This is a genomic window from Daeguia caeni (assembly GCF_042653845.1).
In the GTDB taxonomy this organism is placed as follows: Bacteria; Pseudomonadota; Alphaproteobacteria; order Rhizobiales; family Rhizobiaceae; genus Brucella; species Brucella caeni.
Genome location: NZ_JBHSEL010000053.1, coordinates 97,040 through 118,628, shown reverse-complemented (window position 1 = coordinate 118,628; position 21,589 = coordinate 97,040). Strand labels below are relative to the sequence as shown.

The following is a 21,589-nucleotide window of genomic DNA, read 5'->3' as shown; positions in this document are numbered from 1 at the left end:
GCATAGCGTGCGACGCCTGAGGTTTTTCAATGGCTGGACAACTGAAACTACGCCCGGCTGAACGCCGCGAAGCCGCAGAGATCGCCATTCTGGCCGATATCTCTTCACATGGCTTTGCGTCCTGGCTTTGGTATGGCGCTGTGCTTGAAGGCTGTTGTGAAACGGCCATGGAACGTGGGCGCGATTATTTTCGCGCGGATGGACCGCAAGCCTGGCAAGGCGTTACCATGGCGGAATGGAATGGCGAGGTTGCTGGCCTGTCGATCGGCTTTACGCTGAATGAAAGACAGAATGCGGCCCCGGAGAAACATCCTGTTCTGGCGCAGCTTGAGCGGTTGAAGCGCAGGGTCATGGGAACCCGTCTGATCGACAGTATCGGCGTCTACCGGCCATTCCGCGGCAAAGGTATCGGACGCGCATTGCTTCAACACGAAATCGGGCTTGCGCGCCGCAATGGAAACCTTGGCATAAGCCTCATTACCGAAAGCACCAATGTGGTGGCCTTGTCGCTTTATGCCGCGCATGGTTTCAGGGAAATTGAACGGCTCGAAGCGCTGGAGCGCATCGGGCAGGACAAGAAACATGACTGGGTGCTGCTCACCCTTGATCTGGAATAATGCAAAGGCAGGAAGCTATGGCCGAGATTTACGACGTAATTGTTATCGGATCGGGACCTGGTGGTTATGTCACCGCGATCCGCGCGGCACAATTGGGGCTGAAGACTGCTATTGTTGAACGTGAGCATCTGGGCGGCATCTGCCTGAACTGGGGCTGCATACCGACCAAGGCACTGCTGCGTTCTGCCGAGATCCTGCATTTTGGTGAACATGCTAAGGATTATGGTCTGAAGCTTGAAGGCAAGATCACGCCGGACATCAATGCCATCGTGCAGCGCTCGCGCGGTGTTTCTGCGCGGCTCAATGGCGGTGTTGCCTTCCTGATGAAAAAGAACAAGATCGATGTGATCTGGGGCGAGGCAAAGCTGGGCAAGGGTGCCACAGGCGGTAATCCGGCGGAAATCTCTGTCCGCAAATCCTCCAAGCCGGTCATGCAGCCGCAAAATCCGGTGCCAAAGGGAGTTCTGGGCGAGGGTACATACAAGGCCAGGCATATTATTGTTGCCACTGGCGCGCGTCCTCGCGTGTTGCCGGGCATTGAGCCGGATGGCAAGCTGATCTGGACCTATTTTGAAGCCATGGTGCCGCAGGAGCTGCCAAAGTCGATGCTGGTCATGGGGTCAGGGGCAATCGGCATTGAATTTGCCTCCTTCTATAATGACATGGGCGTGGATGTGACGGTTGTTGAGCTGATGCCGCAGATCATGCCGGTGGAAGATGCCGAAATTTCTGCCATTGCACGCAAGCAGTTGGAAAAGCGAGGTCTGAAGATCATCACCGAAGCCAAGGTCTCCAAGGTGGAGAAGGGTGCCAATTCCATCACTGCCCATATCGAAACCAAGGATGGCAAGGTGCAGACGCTGACGGTGGACCGTATGATCTCGGCTGTAGGCGTTCAAGGCAATATTGAAAATCTTGGTCTGGAAGCGCTTGGCGTCAAGACGGATCGCGGATGCATTGTCATTGACGGTTATGGCAAGACAAATGTGCCGGGCATTTATGCCATTGGCGATGTTGCCGGCCCGCCAATGCTGGCGCACAAGGCCGAACATGAAGGTGTGATCTGCGTTGAAAAGATTGCAGGCGTGCCGAATGTCCATCCGCTTGACAAGTCGATGATCCCGGGCTGCACCTATTGCAACCCGCAGGTGGCTTCAGTTGGTTTGACGGAGGCAAAGGCCAAGGAAAAAGGCTACGATATTCGCGTTGGCCGTTATTCCTTTGGTGCGAATGGCAAGGCGATCGCCCTTGGCGAGGATCAGGGACTGGTCAAGACCATCTTCGACAAGAAGACCGGCCAGCTGCTCGGCGCGCATATGGTGGGCGCTGAAGTCACCGAACTGATCCAGGGCTTCGTGGTTGCCATGAATCTGGAAACTACGGAAGAAGAACTGATGCATACGGTCTTCCCGCATCCAACGCTTTCCGAAATGATGAAGGAAAGTGTGCTTGATGCCTATGGCCGCGCATTGAACGCATAGGAGAAAACGCATTCCGCTGATCGAAGATGGAAGGCCGTGGCGTAGAGCTGCTCTGCCAGTGATCAAATGGTGTGGCGTGACGGGGCTGGCACTGGGGTTTGCTGCCGGCACCTTGAGCATGTTGAGCGGCAACACCATATCGGTCAACGGAATGCCGATCGCCGGATGGGCAGGTGTCTGGACATTGACGCTTGCTCTGGGCATGGGCGGCTTCATTCTTGGTCTGATTGTCGCCTTGCTTGTACGCGCATTGGGGCTCGCTGCACGACGATAACCATGGTGCCAAGTTGACAGGGCTTGGGTGAAAGATTACGACCGAACCAGTTATGGGCCTTTGTAAATGGATGCAAAAGGCCTGAAAGGCAGGAACCAGAATGGTTACAGTTCTCGATACAGTGAATCAGACAAAGCGTGTGCGCCATCCCGAAAAGGCGCATCGTCCTGACAGTGAAGTGTTGAGAAAACCGGACTGGATTCGCGTCAAGGCGCCAGTGTCACGCGGTTATAATGAAACACGTGATATTGTCCGCTCCAACAAGTTGGTAACAGTCTGTGAAGAAGCAGGCTGCCCGAATATTGGCGAATGCTGGGAAAAGAAACATGCGACCTTCATGATCATGGGGGAAATCTGCACCCGTGCCTGTGCATTCTGCAATGTTGCGACCGGTATACCGGCCCCGCTTGATCCAAACGAGCCGGAAAATGTCGCCAAGGCGGTAAGGCAGATGGGGCTCAGCCATGTGGTGATCACCTCAGTTGATCGAGACGACCTGCCGGATGGCGGAGCGCAGCATTTTGCCGATGTCATTCATGCCATCCGCAAGGCTGCGCCAGGTACGACGATTGAAATTCTGACACCGGATTTCCTGCGCAAGGAAGGCGCACTTGAAATCGTGGTGAAGGCGCGTCCGGATGTGTTCAATCACAATCTGGAAACCGTTCCGTCGAAATATCTGAAAGTGCGCCCTGGTGCGCGTTATTTCCATTCCATACGCCTGTTGCAGCGCGTGAAGGAACTCGATCCAACCATTTTCACCAAGTCCGGCATCATGTTGGGTCTTGGCGAAGAGCGTAATGAGGTGTTGCAGCTCATGGATGATCTGCGCTCTGCAGACGTTGATTTCATGACGATTGGCCAATATTTGCAGCCGACACGCAAGCATCATCCGGTCGTGCGTTTTGCCACACCGGAAGAGTTCAAGTCATATGAGACGATCGGCAAGACAAAGGGCTTCCTGCTGGTTGCCTCAAGCCCGCTGACGCGTTCTTCCCATCATGCGGGTGAAGATTTTGCCCGATTGAAGGCTGCGCGTGAAGCGCTGCATGCGCAAAGAGCTTCCTGACCTATGCCGCAATTTTCGTCTGTAAAGCGTGTCCATCATCGGGCTGAGCAGATGTTCGCGCTCGTCTCCGATATTGAAGCCTATCCGCAGTTTTTGCCCATGTGCGAGGCCCTGACCATTCGCTCGCGCAAGGAGCGCGATGGCAAGACCTTGCTGATTGCGGATATGACGGTTGGCTACAAGCTGATCCGCGAAACCTTTACCAGCCAGGTGCTGCTCAAAAAGGACGAAAACGTCATTGAAGTGAAATATGTCGATGGGCCATTTCGCTATCTCGACAATCGCTGGACATTCAGGCCAGTAGGGGATGGCTCCGAATGTGATGTCGAGTTCTTCATTGACTATGAATTCAAAAGCCGTACGCTCGGCCTTCTCATGGGCACGATGTTTGATCTTGCCTTCAAAAAATTTTCGGATGCGTTTGAAAAACGCGCCAATGAAATCTATGGCGCCTGATCATTTGGATCGGTTTAAGAGCTGTTTTGGGCGTCCTGTTTCGGCCAAGTGTTTTCATTGAGAAATCTTGCAGAATTTCAGTCATGATCAACTAATCTGGCCTGCATAATTGCCGAGGCAGTTTGTACGGATATTCAGGCAAGGCTTATATCTGGTAATGGCGCAATTTTTTCATCTGCATTGTTTTATTGCAGGCTTTGTTCAGTGATCTCAGACGGCTTTCCTCATGGGATGAAGATCTTCAGATTTTACGGAAGGCCGCAGTTTCAAAGACGAACGGATCGGAATCAAAACCTCTGGTTTTGATGGCTGCCAAAATGCGGCATGATTGATCTGATTCCTGGTTCAGTACGCCATTGTCTTGATTTGAACGGACGAGGAGGGGAGATGCTCTGCACTGATCTGTACTGCAGAGCCATATGTTGCGCTTTCATTAAAAGGCTGACGTTTAAAAATCATGCCGATATGCGCGAAGGCATGCGTTGAAAATGATCGCGCAGGATTTCAATCAATCCCATCACCAGAATATGCATCCGCCAGCGCGGATCACGCTGCTGGAATATAGTCATAAAAAAATCCGGCTGATTGCTCAGCCGGACTTTTTCTAACTCAATCCGTAAGGATTAGAAGCTACGCTGGAAGCGGATGATACCACCGACGGCATCCTTGATGCCGGTAATTTCGCGGTCCGGATGATCGCTCGACCAGCTGGTGTAGTTGACTTCTGGGGTGATGACGAAGCCAGGAACCAGTTCGTAAGCTACGTTAGCAGCCAGAGCGGTCTTGCCCCAGTCTTCATATGCAGCCTGGAAGTTGACAGCAGCCTTTTCGGTAGCCTTATACTGCAGACCACCCCAAACAGCCCACTTGCCACCCCAAGAACCGTAGTACTGGAACGGGGTTTCTTCCTTGGAGTATGCACCCTGCAACCAAACCGAGAACTGGTCGGTTACGTTGACGTCGCCACGAACCTTGAATGCCCAGTCTTTGGAAACCGAGTCGTAACCAACGACACCAGCGATCGAACCCCAGCCGCCAGCATACTTGGCGCCACCAACGATGTGCGGGACATAACGATCGATTACGTAACCTTCACCACCCTGTTCGAGAGCTACAACAGCCGAGAAGCCATTGCCAGCGTCAAAGGTGTAAGCGATCTTGCCGGTACGATAGTCCTGATCATGGCCACCGCCAGAATTTACAACGTCATCGTTGATGATGTCGCCGAGGTAACCGGTGAAGGTGTGGAATTCGGATTCATCGATACCGACCTTGAAGCCGCCGAGGGTGATGTAGGCGAATTCCATTACAGTGCCGGAAGTGGTGGAACCATATACATCATCTTCACCGGAGCTGTCCGCAGCATAGTTGAAGCGCAGTTCGGTGTAGGTCTTGAGGGTACCGAGTTCGGTTTCCGAACCGGTGCTTACCTTGAGAGCGAAACGAGCGCCCTTGTCCCAACCCTTACGGTCTTCACCGGTGTACGGATCGTCGCCAGCTTTTACGTCGTAACGGACATAACCATGAATGCGAAGGCAGGTTTCGGTGCCTGGGATGTAGAAGTAGCCAGCGCCGTATGCATCGCAAACGCGGACATATTCAACGGCTTCCGGTTCAGGAGCGACAACAGCGTCAGCTGCCTGAGCGCCGGTTGCTGCAACGAGGGCTGCAGCCGATCCAAGGAGAATGGTCTTAATGTTCATCGTTGACTCCGAGTTTGGGAGGGTAGAATCTCAATGTGAATGATTATGGTTTCCTTCATTCGGCGCCGGTGTGCAATAGCAAACCTATCGGCTTGGGTTCTATCCTTTCCATTAGTTGCAGAATTGTCACAATTTGAAAAAGCACGCCTGTATTTTTGCAGGTTTTCAAGGGGTTCTGATTGAAGATATTAAGGAATAATTAACGGGCTTGTTCTCTGGTTGTTCTGAAGGGGGCGAGTTTTGCGCCTGCAAGAGGGGCGGGTTTTACCTGCTCATATGTGCTGAAACACTCGATCAGGTTTCCGACTTATCTCTCAATATGGACTGCCCTTGTGTACTCATCCATGCATTCATGGGAGCCGATGCCATCGATCTGTGCGGTGTACTCAAATGAATGTACCTGACTGCTGTATCCGGTCAGGCTGTGTGACCTGTCTGCATATTATTGACTGTTAACAGCTCTTCTGAAGCCTTTGATCGACGCGCTCTACCCCTCATGATATGAAGGGAAGTCGTGTCTCAACGGATGGGCAGGGCATCAGCAGCAGGGGCGCATCCCGGGCATGCTCTTTATAATATATATGGTGGAAGAAGCGCTTCAGAACGGCAACTGACAAGGAAGGCACTTTGGCAACACTGAAGGGAAATGGCAGCGAGGCACATGCGACCCCGATGGATGGGTTGTGGCAGAATGAGCCTGAACGTGCTTTGGATGAACCTTCCTTGCTGATCGACGTGCAGGGGTTCGAAGGGCCGCTTGATCTGCTGTTGCATCTTGCGCGCAATCAGCGGGTTGATCTGGCGCGCATCTCGGTGCTGGCGCTTGCGGAACAGTATCTGCATTTCATTGAACAGGCGCAGGCCTTGCGACTTGAGCTGGCGGCAGACTATCTCGTCATGGCAGCCTGGCTTGCTTATCTGAAATCAAGGCTGCTGATCCCGAAACAACAGGATGATGATGGTGCGACGGGTGAGGAACTTGCCGCTTCGCTGCAATTCAGGCTGAAGCGCCTGGAAGCCATGCGCGATGCGGCGACAGCCCTTGTCAATCGGCCAAGGCTTGGCCGCGACGTTTTTGCCCGTGGCATGCCGGAAGTCGTGACTTTTGACCGGACAAGCAAATATTCCGCGACGCTTTATGATCTTCTGGTCGGCTATACGTCGCAAAGACAGAAAGCGGCTGTCACACAGGTTCAGATTGCCAAGCGCACCGTATGGTCATTGAAGGAGGCCCGCAGGGCACTTGTGCGTCTTGTCGGCTCTGGCGAAGACTGGGTGTCGCTTGACCGTTTCCTGATCGATTATGTCCTGTCGCCCTCGGAACGGGCATCAGCACTTGCCAGTTCCTTTGCCGCCAGTCTGGAACTGGTGCGCGAGGGCAAGCTTGAATTGCGGCAGAATATGCCATTTGCACCGATCTATGTGCGCGCGACCGATGAACTGAATGAACTGGATGAGGATGATAATGAGTGAAATGTCTGGTCATCATCAGTCCGACCATGATGAGGCCGCCGAGCCTCAGGATCATGTCGCACACAAATCGGCTGATTCGATTGTTGAATTGGCGCGCATTGCAGAAGCCCTGATCTTTGCCTCAAGCGAACCTGTTTCCGAAAATGCTCTGGCAGAGCGTCTTCCGGCGCAAGCTGACCTGAAAGCTGTGCTGGTGCATTTGCAACAGCTTTATGACGGGCGCGGGGTGCATCTGGTCAGGGTTGGCGGTGGCTGGGCCTTTCGCACCGCGCCTGATCTTGCCTATTTGATGAAGCGCGAGGCCGTGCAGCAGAAGAAACTGTCACGCGCGGCAATGGAAGTGCTCGCGATCATTGCCTATCACCAGCCGGTCACGCGCGCTGAGCTTGAAGATATTCGTGGCGTGGAAACCTCCAAGGGCACACTTGATGTACTGATGGAAACCGGCTGGATCAAGCTGCGCGGCCGGCGGCGCACGCCGGGGCGTCCTGTCACTTATGGCACGACGGAGGCCTTTCTTGATCATTTCGGGCTGTCAGAGATCAGGGATCTGCCGGGGCTTGAGGAATTGCGCGGGGCGGGGCTGTTGTCTGCGCGCATGCCGTCCGGCTTTGCGGTTCCGGTGCCCAATGTTGCTCCGGATGAGCTGACAGAGGAAGAGGAGCCGCTGGAAGATATCGATTTTGAAAGTCTGGGCCTGCTTGCGCCGCGCGGTGAAGAGACATGATGGAAAAATCTCGTTCGAAATTGCGTCTGCGCAATTCTAATGTTTGAAAGATGTGGTGAAAGCGCTTACATCGTTAGCGAACGATGAGTTTATGCATATACCGCGCGATGCGGTACTGAGAGGAATAAAATGGGTAGCTTATCTATCTGGCACTGGCTGATTGTACTGGCGGTTGTGCTGCTTCTGTTTGGCCGTGGCAAGATTCCGGAATTGATGGGTGATGTGGCAAAGGGCATCAAGAACTTCAAGAACGGCATGGCAGAGGATGACAGCAAGGAAGAGCCGCGCACCATCGACGCCAAGGCCGAAGAAGTGACCAAGGACGCAAAAAAAACCACAAAGTCCTGATTTTCAGGGACAGGCCGCTGGCATTGTGTCAATGGCTGGGGTGTTTGTGGTTGGGGGCTGCACTTTTTCAGGATGGTGCGGTGCATGCCGTTTCTGACAATGGTCTTCATGTCATGGCTGGACAGCATGAGGGCAATCCCCGTTGCTCATGGTACGATTGGAGCATGATTTGACTGTCGCCCGGATCTTTATGCGCGTTCGGCGCCGGATATTTGCGTAATGCTGGATGTTGGTTGGTCAGAAATATTGGTCATTGCGATCGTCATGATCGTTGTCGTGGGGCCAAGGGATTTGCCGAAAATGTTGCGCGCCTTTGGCAAGGCGACAGCACGCATGCGGGCGACTGCGAACGAGTTTCGGCAGCATTTTGATCAGGCGATGCGCGAAGCCGAGCTTGATGACGTGAAAAACATCATTGATGAGGCGCGCAGTCTCGATCCACGCTCGAAGCTGACCGAGGTTTTTGATCCGATTCGCAGCGTCGGCGAGGATCTGCGCAGCAGCCTGCACACCACCGTCGCTTCGCCACAAACGCCAGAAACAGTCATTCAGCCGGTTGACAAGGTTGAAACGCCTGCTCCTGTTGCTGCTGTCGCTGAAACTGCGGTGCAGACACAGGAAAATGCGGAAGCTTCGCCAAGGAAGTCGACGAAGGCGGGAAAGGCAACAAAAACTGCAGGCAAGGCTGCCCATCCGGATTCCGGCGAGGCGTCAGCACCGGCGAAAACAGCCAGGGCGACAAGCAAGTCCGCCAGTGGTGAAAAGCCCAAAAAGACGGTTGCCGCAAAGACCGGGGCTGCGGCAAAAACGACAGTGAAAACAAAGCAGCCTAAAAAGGCGAGCACTAAACGGACAGGAACTGAAGCGTGAATCGTGACGAGGATGAAATCGAACAGAGCGCTGCGCCTCTGCTCGACCACCTGATCGAACTGCGCCGCCGCCTCATTTGGGCGATCCTTGCCTTTTTCGTGGCATTCATCATCTGTTTCATTTACGCCAAACAGTTGTTCAATCTGCTGGTTCTGCCTTACCAGTGGGCGATTGACTGGGCGGGAATGGATCGCTCGAAAGCCGAGCTGATCTATACGGCGCCGCAGGAGTTTTTCTTCACGCAGGTGAAGGTTGCCATGTTTGGCGGTCTCGTGCTGGCTTTCCCGGTCATCGCCAATCAGGTTTACAAGTTCGTTGCGCCAGGTCTTTACCGGCATGAACGCATGGCCTTCCTGCCATTTCTGATCGCCTCGCCCATCCTGTTCCTGATTGGCGGGGCGCTGGTCTATTTCTTCTTCACGCCCATGGTGATGTGGTTCTTCCTTGCCATGCAGCAGACGGGCGGAGCAGGCGAGGTGCAGATTTCGCTGTTACCCAAAGTGTCGGAATATCTCAGCCTTATCATGACGCTGATTTTCTCTTTCGGCCTGGTGTTCCAGCTTCCTGTCGTCACCAGCCTGCTTGCGCGTGTGGGGCTGGTCACTTCGGAAGGTTTGAAAGACAAGCGCAAATATGCCATCGTCATTTCCTTCATCGTCGCAGCGGTTCTGACGCCGCCTGACCCGGCAAGCCAGATCGGTCTTGCCTTGCCGGCGATCATTCTCTACGAGATCTCGATCATTCTGGCGCGCATGATCGAAAAGAAGCGCGATGAATCGCAAGCCGCATCTGATACGGATGGCAGCGCTTCATCCTGATCAGTTGCCCTTCTTCCTCAGGTCGCGGTTCGCGGCCTGAACTTTGTTCTAGAACATGAAACGGCTTTCCTATGCTCGATATCAAATGGATTCGCGAAAACCCGCAAAGTCTGGATGAAGCGCTTGCAAAGCGCGGTGTGCAGCCGCTGTCTTCGCAACTGATTGCGCTGGATGAAAAGCGCCGTGAACATGTCGGCAAGGTTCAGGCTGCGCAGGAACGACGCAATGCCGCCTCCAGGGAAATCGGCAAGGCCATGGCGGAAAAGGATGCTGTCACAGCTGAAAAGCTCAAGGCAGAAGTAGGCGAACTCAAGAATTTCCTTGCCCATGCGGAAGATGAAGAGCGCCGCCTGCTCAAGGAGCTGAGTGACGCGCTTTCGAGCATTCCGAATATTCCACTTGCGGATGTGCCGGTTGGCAAGGATGAAAACGACAATGTCGAGCTGCGCCGGGTGGGCGAAAAGCCGGTCTTCGCGTTCCAGCCGAAGGAACATTTCGAGCTTGGTGAAGCGCTTGGACTTATGGATTTTGATCGTGCCGCCAAGCTTGCCGGTGCGCGGTTTACGGTTCTCAAAGGTCCGCTGGCGCGGCTTGAGCGGGCGCTTGGCCAGTTCATGCTGGATCTGCACACGCAGGAACATGGTTATACGGAAGTCGTGCCGCCATTGATGGTGCGTGACGAAGCTGTCTATGGCACGGGGCAGTTGCCGAAATTTTCAGAAGACCTGTTCCGCACCACCGATGGGCGTTGGCTCATTCCGACGGCAGAAGTGCCGCTCACCAATCTGGTGGCGGACGAAATCGTCGATGTGAAAACCTTGCCGCATCGCTATACTGCCTTGACGCCATGTTTCCGTTCGGAAGCCGGATCTGCGGGGCGCGATACGCGCGGTATGCTGCGCCAGCATCAGTTCATGAAAGTGGAAATGGTATCGATCACGGATGCGGAAAGCTCGATTGCCGAACATGAACGCATGACGGCCTGTGCAGAAGAAGTGCTGAAGCGTCTAGGTCTACATTTCCGTACGATTGTTCTGTGCACGGGAGATATGGGCTTTGGCGCGCAGAAGACCTATGACATTGAGGTCTGGCTGCCGGGACAGAATACCTATCGCGAAATTTCAAGCTGCTCTGTTTGCGGCGATTTCCAGGGCCGGCGCATGAATGCGCGCTATCGGCCGGAAGGCGAAAAGGCGACGCGGTTCGTGCATACGCTCAATGGTTCGGGCGTTGCCGTTGGCCGTGCACTGATTGCCGTCATGGAAAACTATCAGGAAGAGGATGGCAGCATTCGTATTCCTGATGCACTTCAACCTTATATGGGTGGCCTCAAGCGGATTGAAAAGGCCGCATAAGGTTTAAGGACAAACTTCATCAAGGGGTGTGACGGTGCGAATTCTGTTGACGAATGACGATGGTATCCATGCTGAAGGTCTGGCCGTGCTGGAGCGTATTGCCCGGACGATCTCGGATGATGTCTGGGTGGTTGCGCCGGAAACGGATCAGAGCGGCCTTGCCCATTCGCTGACGCTGTCGGAACCGTTGCGCCTGCGCAAGATTGATGAGCGCCACTTTGCCCTGCGCGGCACGCCGACCGATTGCGTGATCATGGGCGTGCGCCATGTCTTGCCGGAAGTGCCGGATCTCATTCTGTCTGGTGTCAATGCCGGTGCCAATATTGCCGATGACGTGACCTATTCGGGTACGGTGGCCGGCGCAATCGAGGGAACGCTTCTGGGCGTGAAATCGATCGCCCTGTCGCAGGAATATGCCTATGAGGCAGATCGGCGCATCATCCAGTGGGATACGGCAGAGACGCATGCGCCATCACTCATCAAGAAGCTGGTTGCGGCCGGCTGGCCTGAAGGGGTTCTGATCAATCTGAACTTTCCCAATTGCACTGCCGATGAGGTCAAGGGCACACGTGTGACGAGGCAGGGCAAGCTCAGCCATAATGTCCATCTGGATGAACGCCGCGATGGTCGCGGTTTTCCCTATTTCTGGCTGCATTTCGGCCGCAGCAAGGCAGAGGTTGCCGCCGACAGCGACATTGCCGCCATCCGCGCCCAGACGATCTCGGTCACCCCTTTACAGCTTGATCTGACGGCAGATAAAGTTCGTGCCCAATTGAGTGAGGCTCTAGAGGTTCAGGCATGAGGCAGGGATCGGCTGAACGACCTCGTCTATCCAGCAAGGAGGAATTCGCTGCTTTTGTCATGCGCATGCGCGCCCGCGGCATTGATGATTCCCGTCTGTTTGCCGCCATTGAGGCAACACCACGCCATAGTTTCATTGGTGCGTCCTTTGCCCATCTTGCCTACAGTTCCCGCACCATTCCGCTCGATTGCGGCGAATATATTGAGGGCATTGATGAACAGGCGCGAGTTCTGGCAGCATTGAATGTAGAGTCGGGCCACCGTGTGCTGGAAATCGGCACCGGATCGGGTTTTACCGCCGCCGTGTTGTCGCTGCTTGCCGGGCGTGTGACGACAGTTGAACGCTATCGCCGGCTGTGCGACCGCGCCTTGCAGCAGTTCGTCTCGCTGAAGCGTGAGAATATCATGGTCAAGCATGCCGATGGACGTCATGGCCTGCCGGGCGGCCCGTTTGACCGTATTCTCATCTGGCTGGCCTGCGAGGAGATCCCGCGTCATTTCACTGAAATGCTGGCGACCCATGGCGTTCTGATCGCCCCGATCGGCCCCGGCGATGGCCAGCAGATCATGACACGCATCGCCAAGATTGGCAGCCGCTTCGAGCAGGAGGCGATCATGGCGGTACGTTATCAGCCCTTCATCGAAGGCGTGTCATCTGTCCTGTAAGGTGAAAATCTGATCCGTGGCAGCTTGCTGAAGCGGCCTTGCGCGTGCTTCCGCTTGCGAGGAAGCGGGCAGGGCGTGGCTTGCTGCCATTTCAGCTTATGGTGTTCAATTGGTGAATAAATTTTGCCAGAGCTAGCACTTCTTAACCAGCAGGTAACATTAACGCGTTTTAATCGTCTCATGAGGTTTCGAGTATGGGCGAGTTGAAAATGCGTATTCCAGTATTGCAGCACAGGACACGGCGCCTTCTGCGGAATGTCGCAATCGTGATGATTGCCGGCTTTGGCGCTGGTTGCAGCGCGGACATGACGCGCTTCACCGACGGAATTTTCACAGGATCGACGGCAAGGCAGCAGCATGTCATGCATGCGCAGCCAGCCAATAACACCTATGCCGCCGCACCGATCGCCGCTGCTCCGCGTGGCAGCGCTGTGCAGCGCAGCACGCTTCAGCCGGTTTCATCTGCGCCCCTTGCCGAGCCAGCGCCGCAAGCCGCGCCCGTTGCCTCAGGCAGTGCCAGCAATCCGGTCAATAAGGCGGTAAGCCGCGCCGATGGTTCTGCCAATACCACAGGCACGCAGCTTGCCAGTGCAGCAACGGCTGCACAAGGTGCAACCGCCGGTGCAGTCAATGCCGCCCGGGAAAAGACGCTTGGTCAGTTGCCGGCTGGCGGACAGGAAGCGCCAGGCAAGAATCTCGCAGCGATGCCGAAAACGTCTGCTGCAGGCGGTGGATATATCGTGCAGGCTGGCGATTCGCTTTATTCCATTGCCAGGAAGCACAATGTGCCGGTCGAGCAGCTGAAAAAGGCCAATGGTCTGAGCGATGGCGCCATTCGCGTTGGCCAGTCGCTGATCATTCCGGCTGCAACGGAAACCTCCACGCAGGTCGCTGCTGTCGCGCCCAAGCCGGAAAAGCCTGCTGAAACCAGCAAGGTACAGCCTGTCTCGACCCCGCCCAATGCGGCAACCACCGAGGTTAAGCCCTATACGCCGCCACAGGCAAGCAACAAGGTGATAGAAGAGGCGGAAAAGGACGACACGGCTGCTCCGTCCTCAACCGGCATCCAGCAGATGCGCTGGCCGGTGCGTGGCCGCGTGCTGGCAAGCTTTGGTCAGCGTGATGGCGGTTCGGTCAATGACGGCATTGACATCATGGTGCCGGAAGGAACGCCGGTCAAGGCTGCCGAAAATGGCGTCGTGATTTATGCCGGTGACGGCCTGAAGGAGTTCGGCCAGACGGTTCTGATTCGTCACGACAATGGTCTGGTCACGGTTTACGGCCATAACAGCCAGATTCTGGTACAGCGCGGACAAAAAGTGCGCCGTGGTGAAGAAATTGCCAAGTCCGGCATGAGCGGGAACGCAAAATCGCCAAAATTGCATTTTGAAGTACGCAAGAACTCAACGCCGGTTAATCCGTCGAAATATCTCGAATCTTGATGTTCTCAATCTCAATGTGATGAAAAAAGCGGGCCGCAAGGTCCGCTTTTTGTTGTGCGTTGAACAATTCAGTTTTGGCGAACCCCTGAATTCTTCTGACTTGTTGTTTCGCAGTTCTGAAAACCGGTTTCCACCGTCCTGGGCCTAATCCATCTTGACGCCGAGACGGCCGGCAAGATCCTGAATATATTGCCATGCGACGCGACCAGAGCGGTTGCCCCGGGTCGTTGCCCATTCCAGCGCTTCGGCGCGACGTTTGTCGGCGTCATAGTCGAGTTTGTAATGCGCCGCATAAGCCTCGACCATGGCAAGATAGTCGTCCTGACTGCATTTGTGGAAGCCAAGCCACAGGCCGAAACGATCAGAAAGCGAGACCTTTTCCTCGATGGCCTCGGACGGGTTGATGGCCGTCGAGCGCTCATTGTCGATCATGTCGCGCGGCATGAGATGGCGGCGATTGGATGTGGCATAGAAAATCACATTGTCGGGGCGGCCTTCGACGCCACCTTCAAGGGCTGCCTTCAGCGATTTGTAGGACGTGTCATCATGGTCAAAGGAAAGGTCATCGCAAAACAGGATGAAGCGATAGGGCGTTTCCTTGATGAGACTCATGAGGGCTGGCAGGCTGTCAATGTCCTCGCGATGAATTTCGACGAGCTTCAATGGCTTGCCATTTTTCATTTCCGCATTGATGGCGGCCTGGGCTGCCTTGACGAGTGATGACTTGCCCATGCCGCGCGCGCCCCAAAGCAGCACATTATTGGCCGGAAAACCATTGGCGAAACGCCGCGTATTCTCAACCAGCTGGTCGCGCACCAGATCAACGCCGCGAATCAGCGAAATATCGACGCGATTGACACGGCTGACCGGTTCGAGCTGCAGTTTTTCCGGCGCCCAGACAAAGCAATCCGCCCTGTCCAGATCAGGAAGTCGTGGTTCCGGCGGCGCCATGCGCTCCAGAATGGCCAAAAGGCGATCCAGTTTCTTCGACAGAATGTCTTCTGCTGTCATTTCAGGCTCTCCAGTAATAGGCGGTACGCCTTAGCACGCCTTTACGGGCACGAAAAGTGCGGGAGCATATCCTGTGTTCGGGCAAGTCCGGTTGCAATTGTTGCCTCAACCATAGTATTGCCATTACAAATCTGCCTTCATGTTTTCTTAAGGAGTATCCCATGTTCGTAACCCCGGCCTACGCTCAGGCAGCCGGCGCAGGCGGCGCCCCAGACATGCTCATGAGCATTCTGCCGTTCATTCTGATCTTCGTGATCATGTATTTCCTGATCATCCGCCCACAGCGGACGCAGATGAAGAAGCGTCAGGAAATGCTGGCAGCTGTTCGCCGTGGTGATACCGTTGTCACGGGTGGTGGCATTGTTGCCAAGGTTCAGAAGGTTGTCGATGACAATGAACTCGAAGTCGAGATCGCCGAAGGCGTTCGCGTCCGTGTTCTGCGCTCGACCCTGATGGATGTGCGCGTCAAGGGCGAGCCTGTCGCAGACAACAAGAACAAATAATCATTTCCTTGCAATCAGGGGCACTGTAAGGATTGGCTAACGATGGCCGGTCAATATGGGGCCTGAATTATGGATTCTCTTGGTGAGGATCTCATATGGGAAAGAGTGTCGGTTGTTGCCGATCGCTTGGAAAACTTCCGGAGTGCCGTTTGCGGCGCTCCGGATTGCCTGTTTCGGTGAAGCATTCCGACGACGGGCGTGCTTTGTCGAAATGCATGGACACACGGATGGAGCGCTGATCCTCTAGGCCGCTCTGGAATGGAATTGCTGCCCGATGCTCTATTTCTCTCGCTGGAAATCGATTCTGATATGGCTGGTGATCATCGCCAGCTTCATTGTCGCCGCTCCCAATTTTGTCTCGCGCGAGACAGCAGCGAAATTTCCGGGTTTCTTGCCGCATGAGCAGGTTGATCTGGGCCTTGACCTGACGGGCGGTTCAAGACTTGTCCTGCAGGTGCCGCAGGCCAGGGAGAAAAATCTGGCGCTGACGGAATCGATCATCTATCAGCGTCTGCAGGAGCTTGGCTATAACAATCCGGATGTTGACATTGAAGGCAACAACACCATCCGCGTCGAGGTTCCGGGCCTTTATGATGCACAGCTGCTGAAGGATATTCTCAGCGTACGCGGCAGCATGTCGTTCCGCATGATTGACGATTCTGTTGATGTCAATGAAGCCATTCGCGGTGCGGTGCCGGACGGAAGCGAAGTCCTCTATTCGTCAGATGATCCGCCGGTTGGCTATCTAGTAAAAAAGGAGCCAATTCTCACTGGCGCCAATATTGCAGACGCAACGGCCACCTTGTCGGATGATGACAATGAGCCGATGATCCTGCTCAAACTTGATGCAGAAGGCCGCAAGCGGCTTGCCGATGCAACGGCAGGCGGCGAGATCAAGAGCTTTGCCATCGTCGTCGATAACCAGATTGTTTCGATGCCGTCCATTGAAGGCCAGCTTGACACGGATGAGCTCGAAATTACCGGGGCCTTTGATCTTGATGTCGCCAACAATTTGGCGGTGGTGTTGCGCTCCGGCGCCTTGCCGCAAAGCGTGACGGTGTTGGAAGAGCGCACGGTTGCCTCAGCACTGGGGGAACATTATGCCGGGGCCGCCTCGACGGCTGCCATTGTCGCAGCCCTGCTGGTCGGCCTGTTCATGGTGCTGTCCTATGGCATTCTTGGCGTGATTGCCATGGTGGCGCTGGCGGTCAACATCATCATCCTGCTGGCTGTTCTTTCCCTGATCGATGCCACGATCAGTCTTGCCAGCATTGCCGGCCTTGTGCTCACGATCGGCATGGCGGTGGACGCCAATATTCTGATCTATGAACGCGTGCGCGAAGACCGGCGCAAGGGCTATTCTGTCGTACAGGCGCTGGAATCGGGTTTTTACCGCGCCCTGTCGACCATTATTGACGCAAACCTGACCACCTTGATTGCCGCGCTGGTTCTGTTTCTGCTTGGCACGGGTGCAGTGCATGGCTTTGCGCTGACGGTGGCGCTTGGCATTGGCACGACGCTGTTTACGACGCTTACCTTCACGCGCTGGCTGATCGCACAGTGGATCCGCCTTGCCAAGCCGAAGGAAATTCCGAGGCGCTGGCTGAAGCTGGTGCCGACGGTGACACATATTCCCTTCATGCGTCTGCAATTCATCACGCTGGCCATTTCGGTGCTGGCCAGCGCCATTGTCGTGGCACTCTTCGTCAATATAGGCTTCAATTACGGCATTGATTTCCGTGGCGGCGCGATGGTGCAGCTTGAAGCGCGCAATGGCGATGCCAATCTGCAGGATATTGATGAGCGCCTGAGCGAGCTCAACATTGATAATGCGCGCGTTTTGCCGACGGATTCGCCGGACGAAGCGTTGCTGATGATTGGCAGCCAGGATGTGGGCGATGATGCGGAACAGACAGTTGCGCTGAAACTGCGCGGCGAATTTGAACAGGACTATATTTTCCAGCGCGTCGAGGTGGTTGGCCCGACAGTGTCCGAACAATTGTCGCGTATGGGCATTGTCGCGGTTATCCTGTCGCTGATCGGCATTTTCCTGTATGTCTGGTCACGTTTCCGCTGGCAGCTTGCGCTGGGTGCTGTGCTTTCCACGCTGCATGACGTGATCATTCTGGCAGGTGTTTTTATCGTCTTCCGGCTGGAGTTCAACCTGTGGAGCGTGGCGGCGATGCTGACGATCATTGGCTATTCGCTCAATGATACGATCGTTATCTATGACCGTGTGCGTGAAAATCTGCGCCGCTATCAACGCGCGCCATTGCCTGCGATCATTGATGCCTCGATCAACCAGACCCTGTCGCGCACATTGCTGACATCATTTGTGACTTTCCTTGCGCATATGCCACTTTATCTCTTTGGTGGTCAGGATATCCGCATGTTTGCGCTGGCGCTGAGCATCGGTATTGTAGTGGCAAGCTATTCGTCGATCTTCATTGCCGCACCATTGCTGGTACAGTTTGGCCTCAAGCCGCGGCAGGTTGATACGCCACAGGATGAGGCAGTCGAGGAAGAGCTGGAACAGTCACTCACTCTGGATATGTGAACATGATCAAGGGAATTGAGATCCGCGACGCCCATTTTCCGGGGCGTGCCCCGATTGATGCCTATGGCAATGGCGGCTTTCGTTTTGCCGACATGTCGCATCGCGGATCCATCCTGTGCCTGCCATCGGGCATTCATGGCTGGATACCGAAAACACCGCCCATCCTGGGTCTTGATGATCTGACGCTTGTGCTGGAACAGGCTTCGGATATTGAAATTCTCCTGGTCGGCACAGGCATGGATCTGCGCCGTCTGCCGGAAGATGTACGGGCCGTGCTGCGTGAACATCGCATTTCCGCTGATCCGATGAGTACAGGGGCGGCAGTGCGTACCTATAATGTGCTTCTGGCGGAAGACCGCGCCGTGGCTGCCGCGCTGATTGCCGTGGACTGAACGTCAATGAACGAGAATGAAGCACATTGCCTTGCGCTGCTGCGCGAAGCGGATCCGGATCGTTACCTTTCGGTGCTTTATGCGCCGGAAGACAGGCGTGGCGCACTGGCAGCCCTTTATGCCTTCAATGCCGAAATTGCCCGCATCCGCGATCTGGTGCATGAGCCGCTGCCGGGGGAGGTGCGCCTGCAATGGTGGCGTGACCTGATCAATGGCACGGAACATGGCAATGTTGCAGGTCATCCAGTTGCAGCAGCACTTGTCGCGGCCATTGAGCGCTATGATCTGCCGTGCGCAGCATTCGACAATTATTGCGAGGCGCGCATCTTTGACCTTTATGATGACCCAATGCCAAGCCGCAACGATCTGGAAGGCTATTGCGGTGAGACAGCTTCTGCCATCATCCAGCTTGCCGCACTCATCCTAGATCGGGATGCCGCCCTGGCCAAGGCTGAACTGGCAGGCCATGCCGGCGTGGCACAAGCCGTAACGGGCCTGTTGCGCCTGTTGCCGATCCATCGCCGGCGCGGGCAGGTCTATGTTCCGGCCGATATGTTGGCTGCGGTCGGCACAGACAGGGAAGCGCTGCTTGGAAATACAGACAGGTCAGCGCATGAGCGTGTCGTCCAGGCTCTGCTTGCACTGGCGCGCGAACATTATGCGATTGTTGCGGCAGGGAAAAAATCCCTGGAAAAAAGCCTTCTGCCAGCCTATCTGCCGCTTGCCCTGACGCCTGCCTATCTCAAGGCCGTGGAGCGGCTTGGCGGCCGAGCCATGGATCAGGTTGCCGATATTTCGGCCATCCGCAAGCATTGGCTGATGCTGCGTGCCAATCTTGCATGAGGCCTTGATAGTGGGAGGCCTCAATTCCGTACGGAACAACGGTTTTCATTTTCCCGGCGTTTCTTAAATCAAAAAATCAGGTTTCTTCCTCAATTTTTTGATATTTAATGAAAATACCGCAATGAGAAGATGGTATCGCGCCATGCGATGTGCGCCCTTGAGGGCGCACAAATTTCAGTCTTCAATACCAAGCCAGGCACGGCAGTCCTTCAACGCGCGCGCTGCAAGTGCCTGTTTCTTGGCGATGGTCTTTTCCTTGCCGCGCAGACGCCTGCCTTCCGGCTTTGGCACATCCACCGGCGGGAACAGGCCGAAATTGATATTCATCGGCTGGAAGGAGCGCTTGCCCGGTTCTTCATCGCTGACAATATGACCGCCAGTGATATGGCCAAGCAGGGCACCGAAGGCTGTTGTCGGCGGCGGCGGCACGACGGTCTGACCAAGTTTTTCAGCTGCAGTGAAGCGGCCGGCAAGCAGGCCGATGGCAGACGATTCGACATAGCCTTCACAGCCTGTCACCTGACCGGCAAAGCGCAAGGTCGGGCGTGCTTTCAGCCGCAGGACATGATCGAGCAATACCGGCGAGTTGAGATAGGTGTTGCGGTGCAGGCCGCCAAGACGGGCAAATTCTGCATTTTCCAGTCCGGGGATCATGCGGAAAATGCTGGTCTGCGCGCCATATTTCAGCTTCGTCTGGAAGCCAACCATATTGTACAGCGTGCCCAGTGCATTGTCCTGACGCAATTGCACCACCGCATAGGGCTTGACGTCAGGATTATGCGCATTGGTCAGCCCCATGGGCTTCATTGGCCCATGGCGCAATGTCTCATGCCCGCGTTCGGCCATGACTTCAATCGGCAGGCAGCCATCGAAATAGGGCGTGCCTTCCCATTCCTTGAAATCGGTCTTTTCACCGGCAAGCAGGGCGGCGACAAAGGCATCATACTGCTCCTTGGACATTGGGCAGTTGATATAGTCCTTGCCGGTGCCGCCGGGACCAACCTTGTCATAACGTGACTGGAACCAGCAGATGTCCATATTGATTGAATCAAAATGGACGATTGGCGCAATGGCATCAAAAAAGGCGAGCGCATTGGCGTCGGTTTCGGCTGCGATTGCTTCGGCAAGGGCCGGTGCGGTCAACGGGCCGGTGGCAATGATTGTCGTGCCCCATTCGGCAGGTGGCAGAGAGGTGATTTCTTCACGCTTGATCGTAACCAGCGGATGGGATTCGAGCCTGGCGGTCACGGCCTGCGAAAAACCTTCACGGTCAACGGCGAGCGCGCCGCCTGCCGGAACCTGATGCGCATCGGCGCAGGCCATGATCAGCGAACCGGCAAGGCGCATTTCCGCGTGCAGCACGCCGACCGCATTGGTTTCAGCATCATCCGAACGGAAGGAGTTGGAGCAGACAAGTTCGGCCAGTTGCCCGGTCTTGTGTGCGTCTGTACTGCGCACCGGGCGCATTTCATGCAGGATGACAGGAACGCCTGCCTGCGCCAGTTGCCATGCGGCTTCCGAACCGGCAAGGCCACCGCCAATGATGTGTACGTGGGAAAGATCAGTATTCTGTGACATGGCCTTTCCTTATCCGCTTTGCGGTTGGCCATCAATGGCAGAGCTGGATGATCATCAGAAAAGGAGCCACAAAACAAAATGGCATCCATCGCGGGAGGAGGACGATGGATGCCATATAGGAAGACCGGCCAGGAGGAGGAGTGCCGGTCTTGATATCGCAAAGCCGGGAGGAGAAATGCTTTGCGATAATCCAGACCTGTTGGGAGGAAGAGACAGGTCTGGCAAACTTAATGCGCTCTGCTTCAGAGTTTCCCGGTTTCGGGAAATGCAATTCTTTCAACCCGTCCTTGAAGGGGGCTCTTACGTGTGAAACGCGTTATCAGCGTCCCTTGACCTTGCGGGCAACGTAGGGAATGTCGGCGCGGGAAATACCGATATCGCTCAGTTCGCGAGCAGAAAGCTGGTTCAGCTCATTGAGCGCATTGCGATAGCGACGCCAGTTCTGATAGTTGCGCAGCAGGTTCATTGTTTCATCCCTCACATCAACGGGGTGCGTATTGTTCACTCGTTTGTTTCTGATAGCTATATAGGCGATTGCAGGGAAAAGTTGCAGAGCCGAGTTTGCATAGCTGATTTGACGCCTTTGCATTGCAAATTAAACCGAT

22 protein-coding genes are annotated in these 21,589 nt (G+C 55.1%); 18 read left to right on the top strand and 4 right to left on the bottom strand.

Annotation, left to right across the window (positions count from 1 at the left end):
- Positions 1-29 precede the first annotated feature (29 nt).
- From ACFO1V_RS08490 to ACFO1V_RS08470, 5 genes are all read left to right on the top strand, one after another.
- A complete protein-coding gene (locus ACFO1V_RS08490) occupies positions 30-617 on the top strand; it encodes a GNAT family N-acetyltransferase (protein ID WP_374829446.1) in 588 nt (195 codons plus the stop codon).
- Between the two features lie 17 nt (positions 618-634).
- On the top strand, positions 635-2,098 hold the full coding sequence (gene lpdA, locus ACFO1V_RS08485) for a dihydrolipoyl dehydrogenase (RefSeq protein ID WP_374829448.1): 1,464 nt from the start codon (positions 635-637) through the stop codon (positions 2,096-2,098).
- Between the two features lie 76 nt (positions 2,099-2,174).
- Complete coding sequence (locus ACFO1V_RS08480; protein ID WP_374829670.1) at positions 2,175-2,372, top strand: hypothetical protein; 198 nt, start codon at positions 2,175-2,177, stop codon at positions 2,370-2,372.
- Between the two features lie 100 nt (positions 2,373-2,472).
- Entirely contained in the window at positions 2,473-3,441 is a 969-nt protein-coding gene (gene lipA, locus ACFO1V_RS08475) for a lipoyl synthase (RefSeq protein ID WP_374829450.1), read from the top strand.
- Positions 3,442-3,444: 3 nt separating this feature from the next.
- Positions 3,445-3,897: a type II toxin-antitoxin system RatA family toxin gene (locus ACFO1V_RS08470; RefSeq protein WP_374829452.1), complete on the top strand. Its 453-nt coding sequence runs from the start codon at positions 3,445-3,447 to the stop codon at positions 3,895-3,897.
- Positions 3,898-4,520: 623 nt separating this feature from the next.
- Here the strand turns inward: ACFO1V_RS08470 and ACFO1V_RS08465 are convergent.
- Positions 4,521-5,600: a porin gene (locus ACFO1V_RS08465; RefSeq protein ID WP_374829454.1), complete on the bottom strand. Its 1,080-nt coding sequence runs from the start codon at positions 5,598-5,600 to the stop codon at positions 4,521-4,523.
- Between the two features lie 672 nt (positions 5,601-6,272).
- On the opposite strand from ACFO1V_RS08465, the gene ACFO1V_RS08460 reads away from it, so the two are divergent.
- The 9 genes from ACFO1V_RS08460 to ACFO1V_RS08420 all read left to right on the top strand — a co-directional run bounded on the left by ACFO1V_RS08460 (position 6,273) and on the right by ACFO1V_RS08420 (position 14,100).
- The gene (locus ACFO1V_RS08460; RefSeq protein WP_374829672.1) at positions 6,273-7,073 is read left to right on the top strand and encodes a segregation and condensation protein A; all 801 of its coding nucleotides are present in this window, start codon (positions 6,273-6,275) and stop codon (positions 7,071-7,073) included.
- The gene (scpB, locus tag ACFO1V_RS08455; protein ID WP_374829456.1) at positions 7,066-7,800 is read left to right on the top strand and encodes an SMC-Scp complex subunit ScpB; all 735 of its coding nucleotides are present in this window, start codon (positions 7,066-7,068) and stop codon (positions 7,798-7,800) included. The genes ACFO1V_RS08460 and scpB overlap by 8 nt, the downstream gene beginning before the upstream one ends.
- Before the next feature lie 129 nt (positions 7,801-7,929).
- Complete coding sequence (locus ACFO1V_RS08450) at positions 7,930-8,148, top strand: twin-arginine translocase TatA/TatE family subunit (RefSeq protein WP_374829458.1); 219 nt, start codon at positions 7,930-7,932, stop codon at positions 8,146-8,148.
- Between the two features lie 219 nt (positions 8,149-8,367).
- Entirely contained in the window at positions 8,368-9,018 is a 651-nt protein-coding gene (gene tatB, locus ACFO1V_RS08445; RefSeq protein WP_374829460.1) for a Sec-independent protein translocase protein TatB, read from the top strand.
- Positions 9,015-9,836: a twin-arginine translocase subunit TatC gene (gene tatC / locus ACFO1V_RS08440; RefSeq protein ID WP_374829462.1), complete on the top strand. Its 822-nt coding sequence runs from the start codon at positions 9,015-9,017 to the stop codon at positions 9,834-9,836. The genes tatB and tatC overlap by 4 nt, the downstream gene beginning before the upstream one ends.
- A 71-nt stretch (positions 9,837-9,907) precedes the next feature.
- Positions 9,908-11,191, top strand: coding sequence for a serine--tRNA ligase (gene serS / locus ACFO1V_RS08435; protein WP_374829464.1), 1,284 nt, complete (start codon positions 9,908-9,910; stop codon positions 11,189-11,191).
- A gap of 34 nt (positions 11,192-11,225) precedes the next feature.
- Positions 11,226-11,993 carry a 5'/3'-nucleotidase SurE gene (gene surE / locus ACFO1V_RS08430; protein ID WP_374829466.1) on the top strand — a complete coding sequence of 256 codons (768 nt, stop codon included), beginning with the start codon at positions 11,226-11,228 and terminating at the stop codon, positions 11,991-11,993.
- Entirely contained in the window at positions 11,990-12,658 is a 669-nt protein-coding gene (locus ACFO1V_RS08425) for a protein-L-isoaspartate(D-aspartate) O-methyltransferase (protein ID WP_374829468.1), read from the top strand. The genes surE and ACFO1V_RS08425 overlap by 4 nt, the downstream gene beginning before the upstream one ends.
- A gap of 194 nt (positions 12,659-12,852) precedes the next feature.
- Positions 12,853-14,100, top strand: a complete 1,248-nt coding sequence (locus tag ACFO1V_RS08420) for a peptidoglycan DD-metalloendopeptidase family protein (RefSeq protein ID WP_374829470.1) — start codon at positions 12,853-12,855, stop codon at positions 14,098-14,100.
- A gap of 144 nt (positions 14,101-14,244) precedes the next feature.
- Here the strand turns inward: ACFO1V_RS08420 and ACFO1V_RS08415 are convergent, their stop codons facing one another.
- Positions 14,245-15,111, bottom strand: a complete 867-nt coding sequence (locus ACFO1V_RS08415) for an ATP-binding protein (protein ID WP_374829472.1) — start codon at positions 15,109-15,111, stop codon at positions 14,245-14,247.
- Between the two features lie 161 nt (positions 15,112-15,272).
- Here ACFO1V_RS08415 and yajC point away from each other — a divergent pair, with 161 nt between their 5' ends.
- The 4 genes from yajC (at position 15,273) to ACFO1V_RS08395 (ending at position 19,406) form a co-directional block, all read left to right on the top strand.
- Positions 15,273-15,614, top strand: a complete 342-nt coding sequence (yajC, locus tag ACFO1V_RS08410) for a preprotein translocase subunit YajC (protein WP_374829474.1) — start codon at positions 15,273-15,275, stop codon at positions 15,612-15,614.
- Positions 15,615-15,888: 274 nt separating this feature from the next.
- A complete protein-coding gene (secDF, locus tag ACFO1V_RS08405; RefSeq protein ID WP_374829476.1) occupies positions 15,889-18,171 on the top strand; it encodes a protein translocase subunit SecDF in 2,283 nt (760 codons plus the stop codon).
- A gap of 2 nt (positions 18,172-18,173) precedes the next feature.
- Positions 18,174-18,563, top strand: a complete 390-nt coding sequence (locus ACFO1V_RS08400) for an Mth938-like domain-containing protein (RefSeq protein WP_374829478.1) — start codon at positions 18,174-18,176, stop codon at positions 18,561-18,563.
- A gap of 6 nt (positions 18,564-18,569) precedes the next feature.
- Positions 18,570-19,406, top strand: a complete 837-nt coding sequence (locus ACFO1V_RS08395; protein WP_374829480.1) for a phytoene/squalene synthase family protein — start codon at positions 18,570-18,572, stop codon at positions 19,404-19,406.
- A gap of 174 nt (positions 19,407-19,580) precedes the next feature.
- Here the strand turns inward: ACFO1V_RS08395 and trmFO are convergent, their stop codons facing one another.
- Positions 19,581-20,984: a methylenetetrahydrofolate--tRNA-(uracil(54)-C(5))-methyltransferase (FADH(2)-oxidizing) TrmFO gene (gene trmFO, locus ACFO1V_RS08390; RefSeq protein ID WP_374829482.1), complete on the bottom strand. Its 1,404-nt coding sequence runs from the start codon at positions 20,982-20,984 to the stop codon at positions 19,581-19,583.
- Between the two features lie 319 nt (positions 20,985-21,303).
- On the bottom strand, positions 21,304-21,450 hold the full coding sequence (locus ACFO1V_RS08385) for a DUF1127 domain-containing protein (protein WP_374829484.1): 147 nt from the start codon (positions 21,448-21,450) through the stop codon (positions 21,304-21,306).
- Positions 21,451-21,589 lie beyond the last annotated feature (139 nt).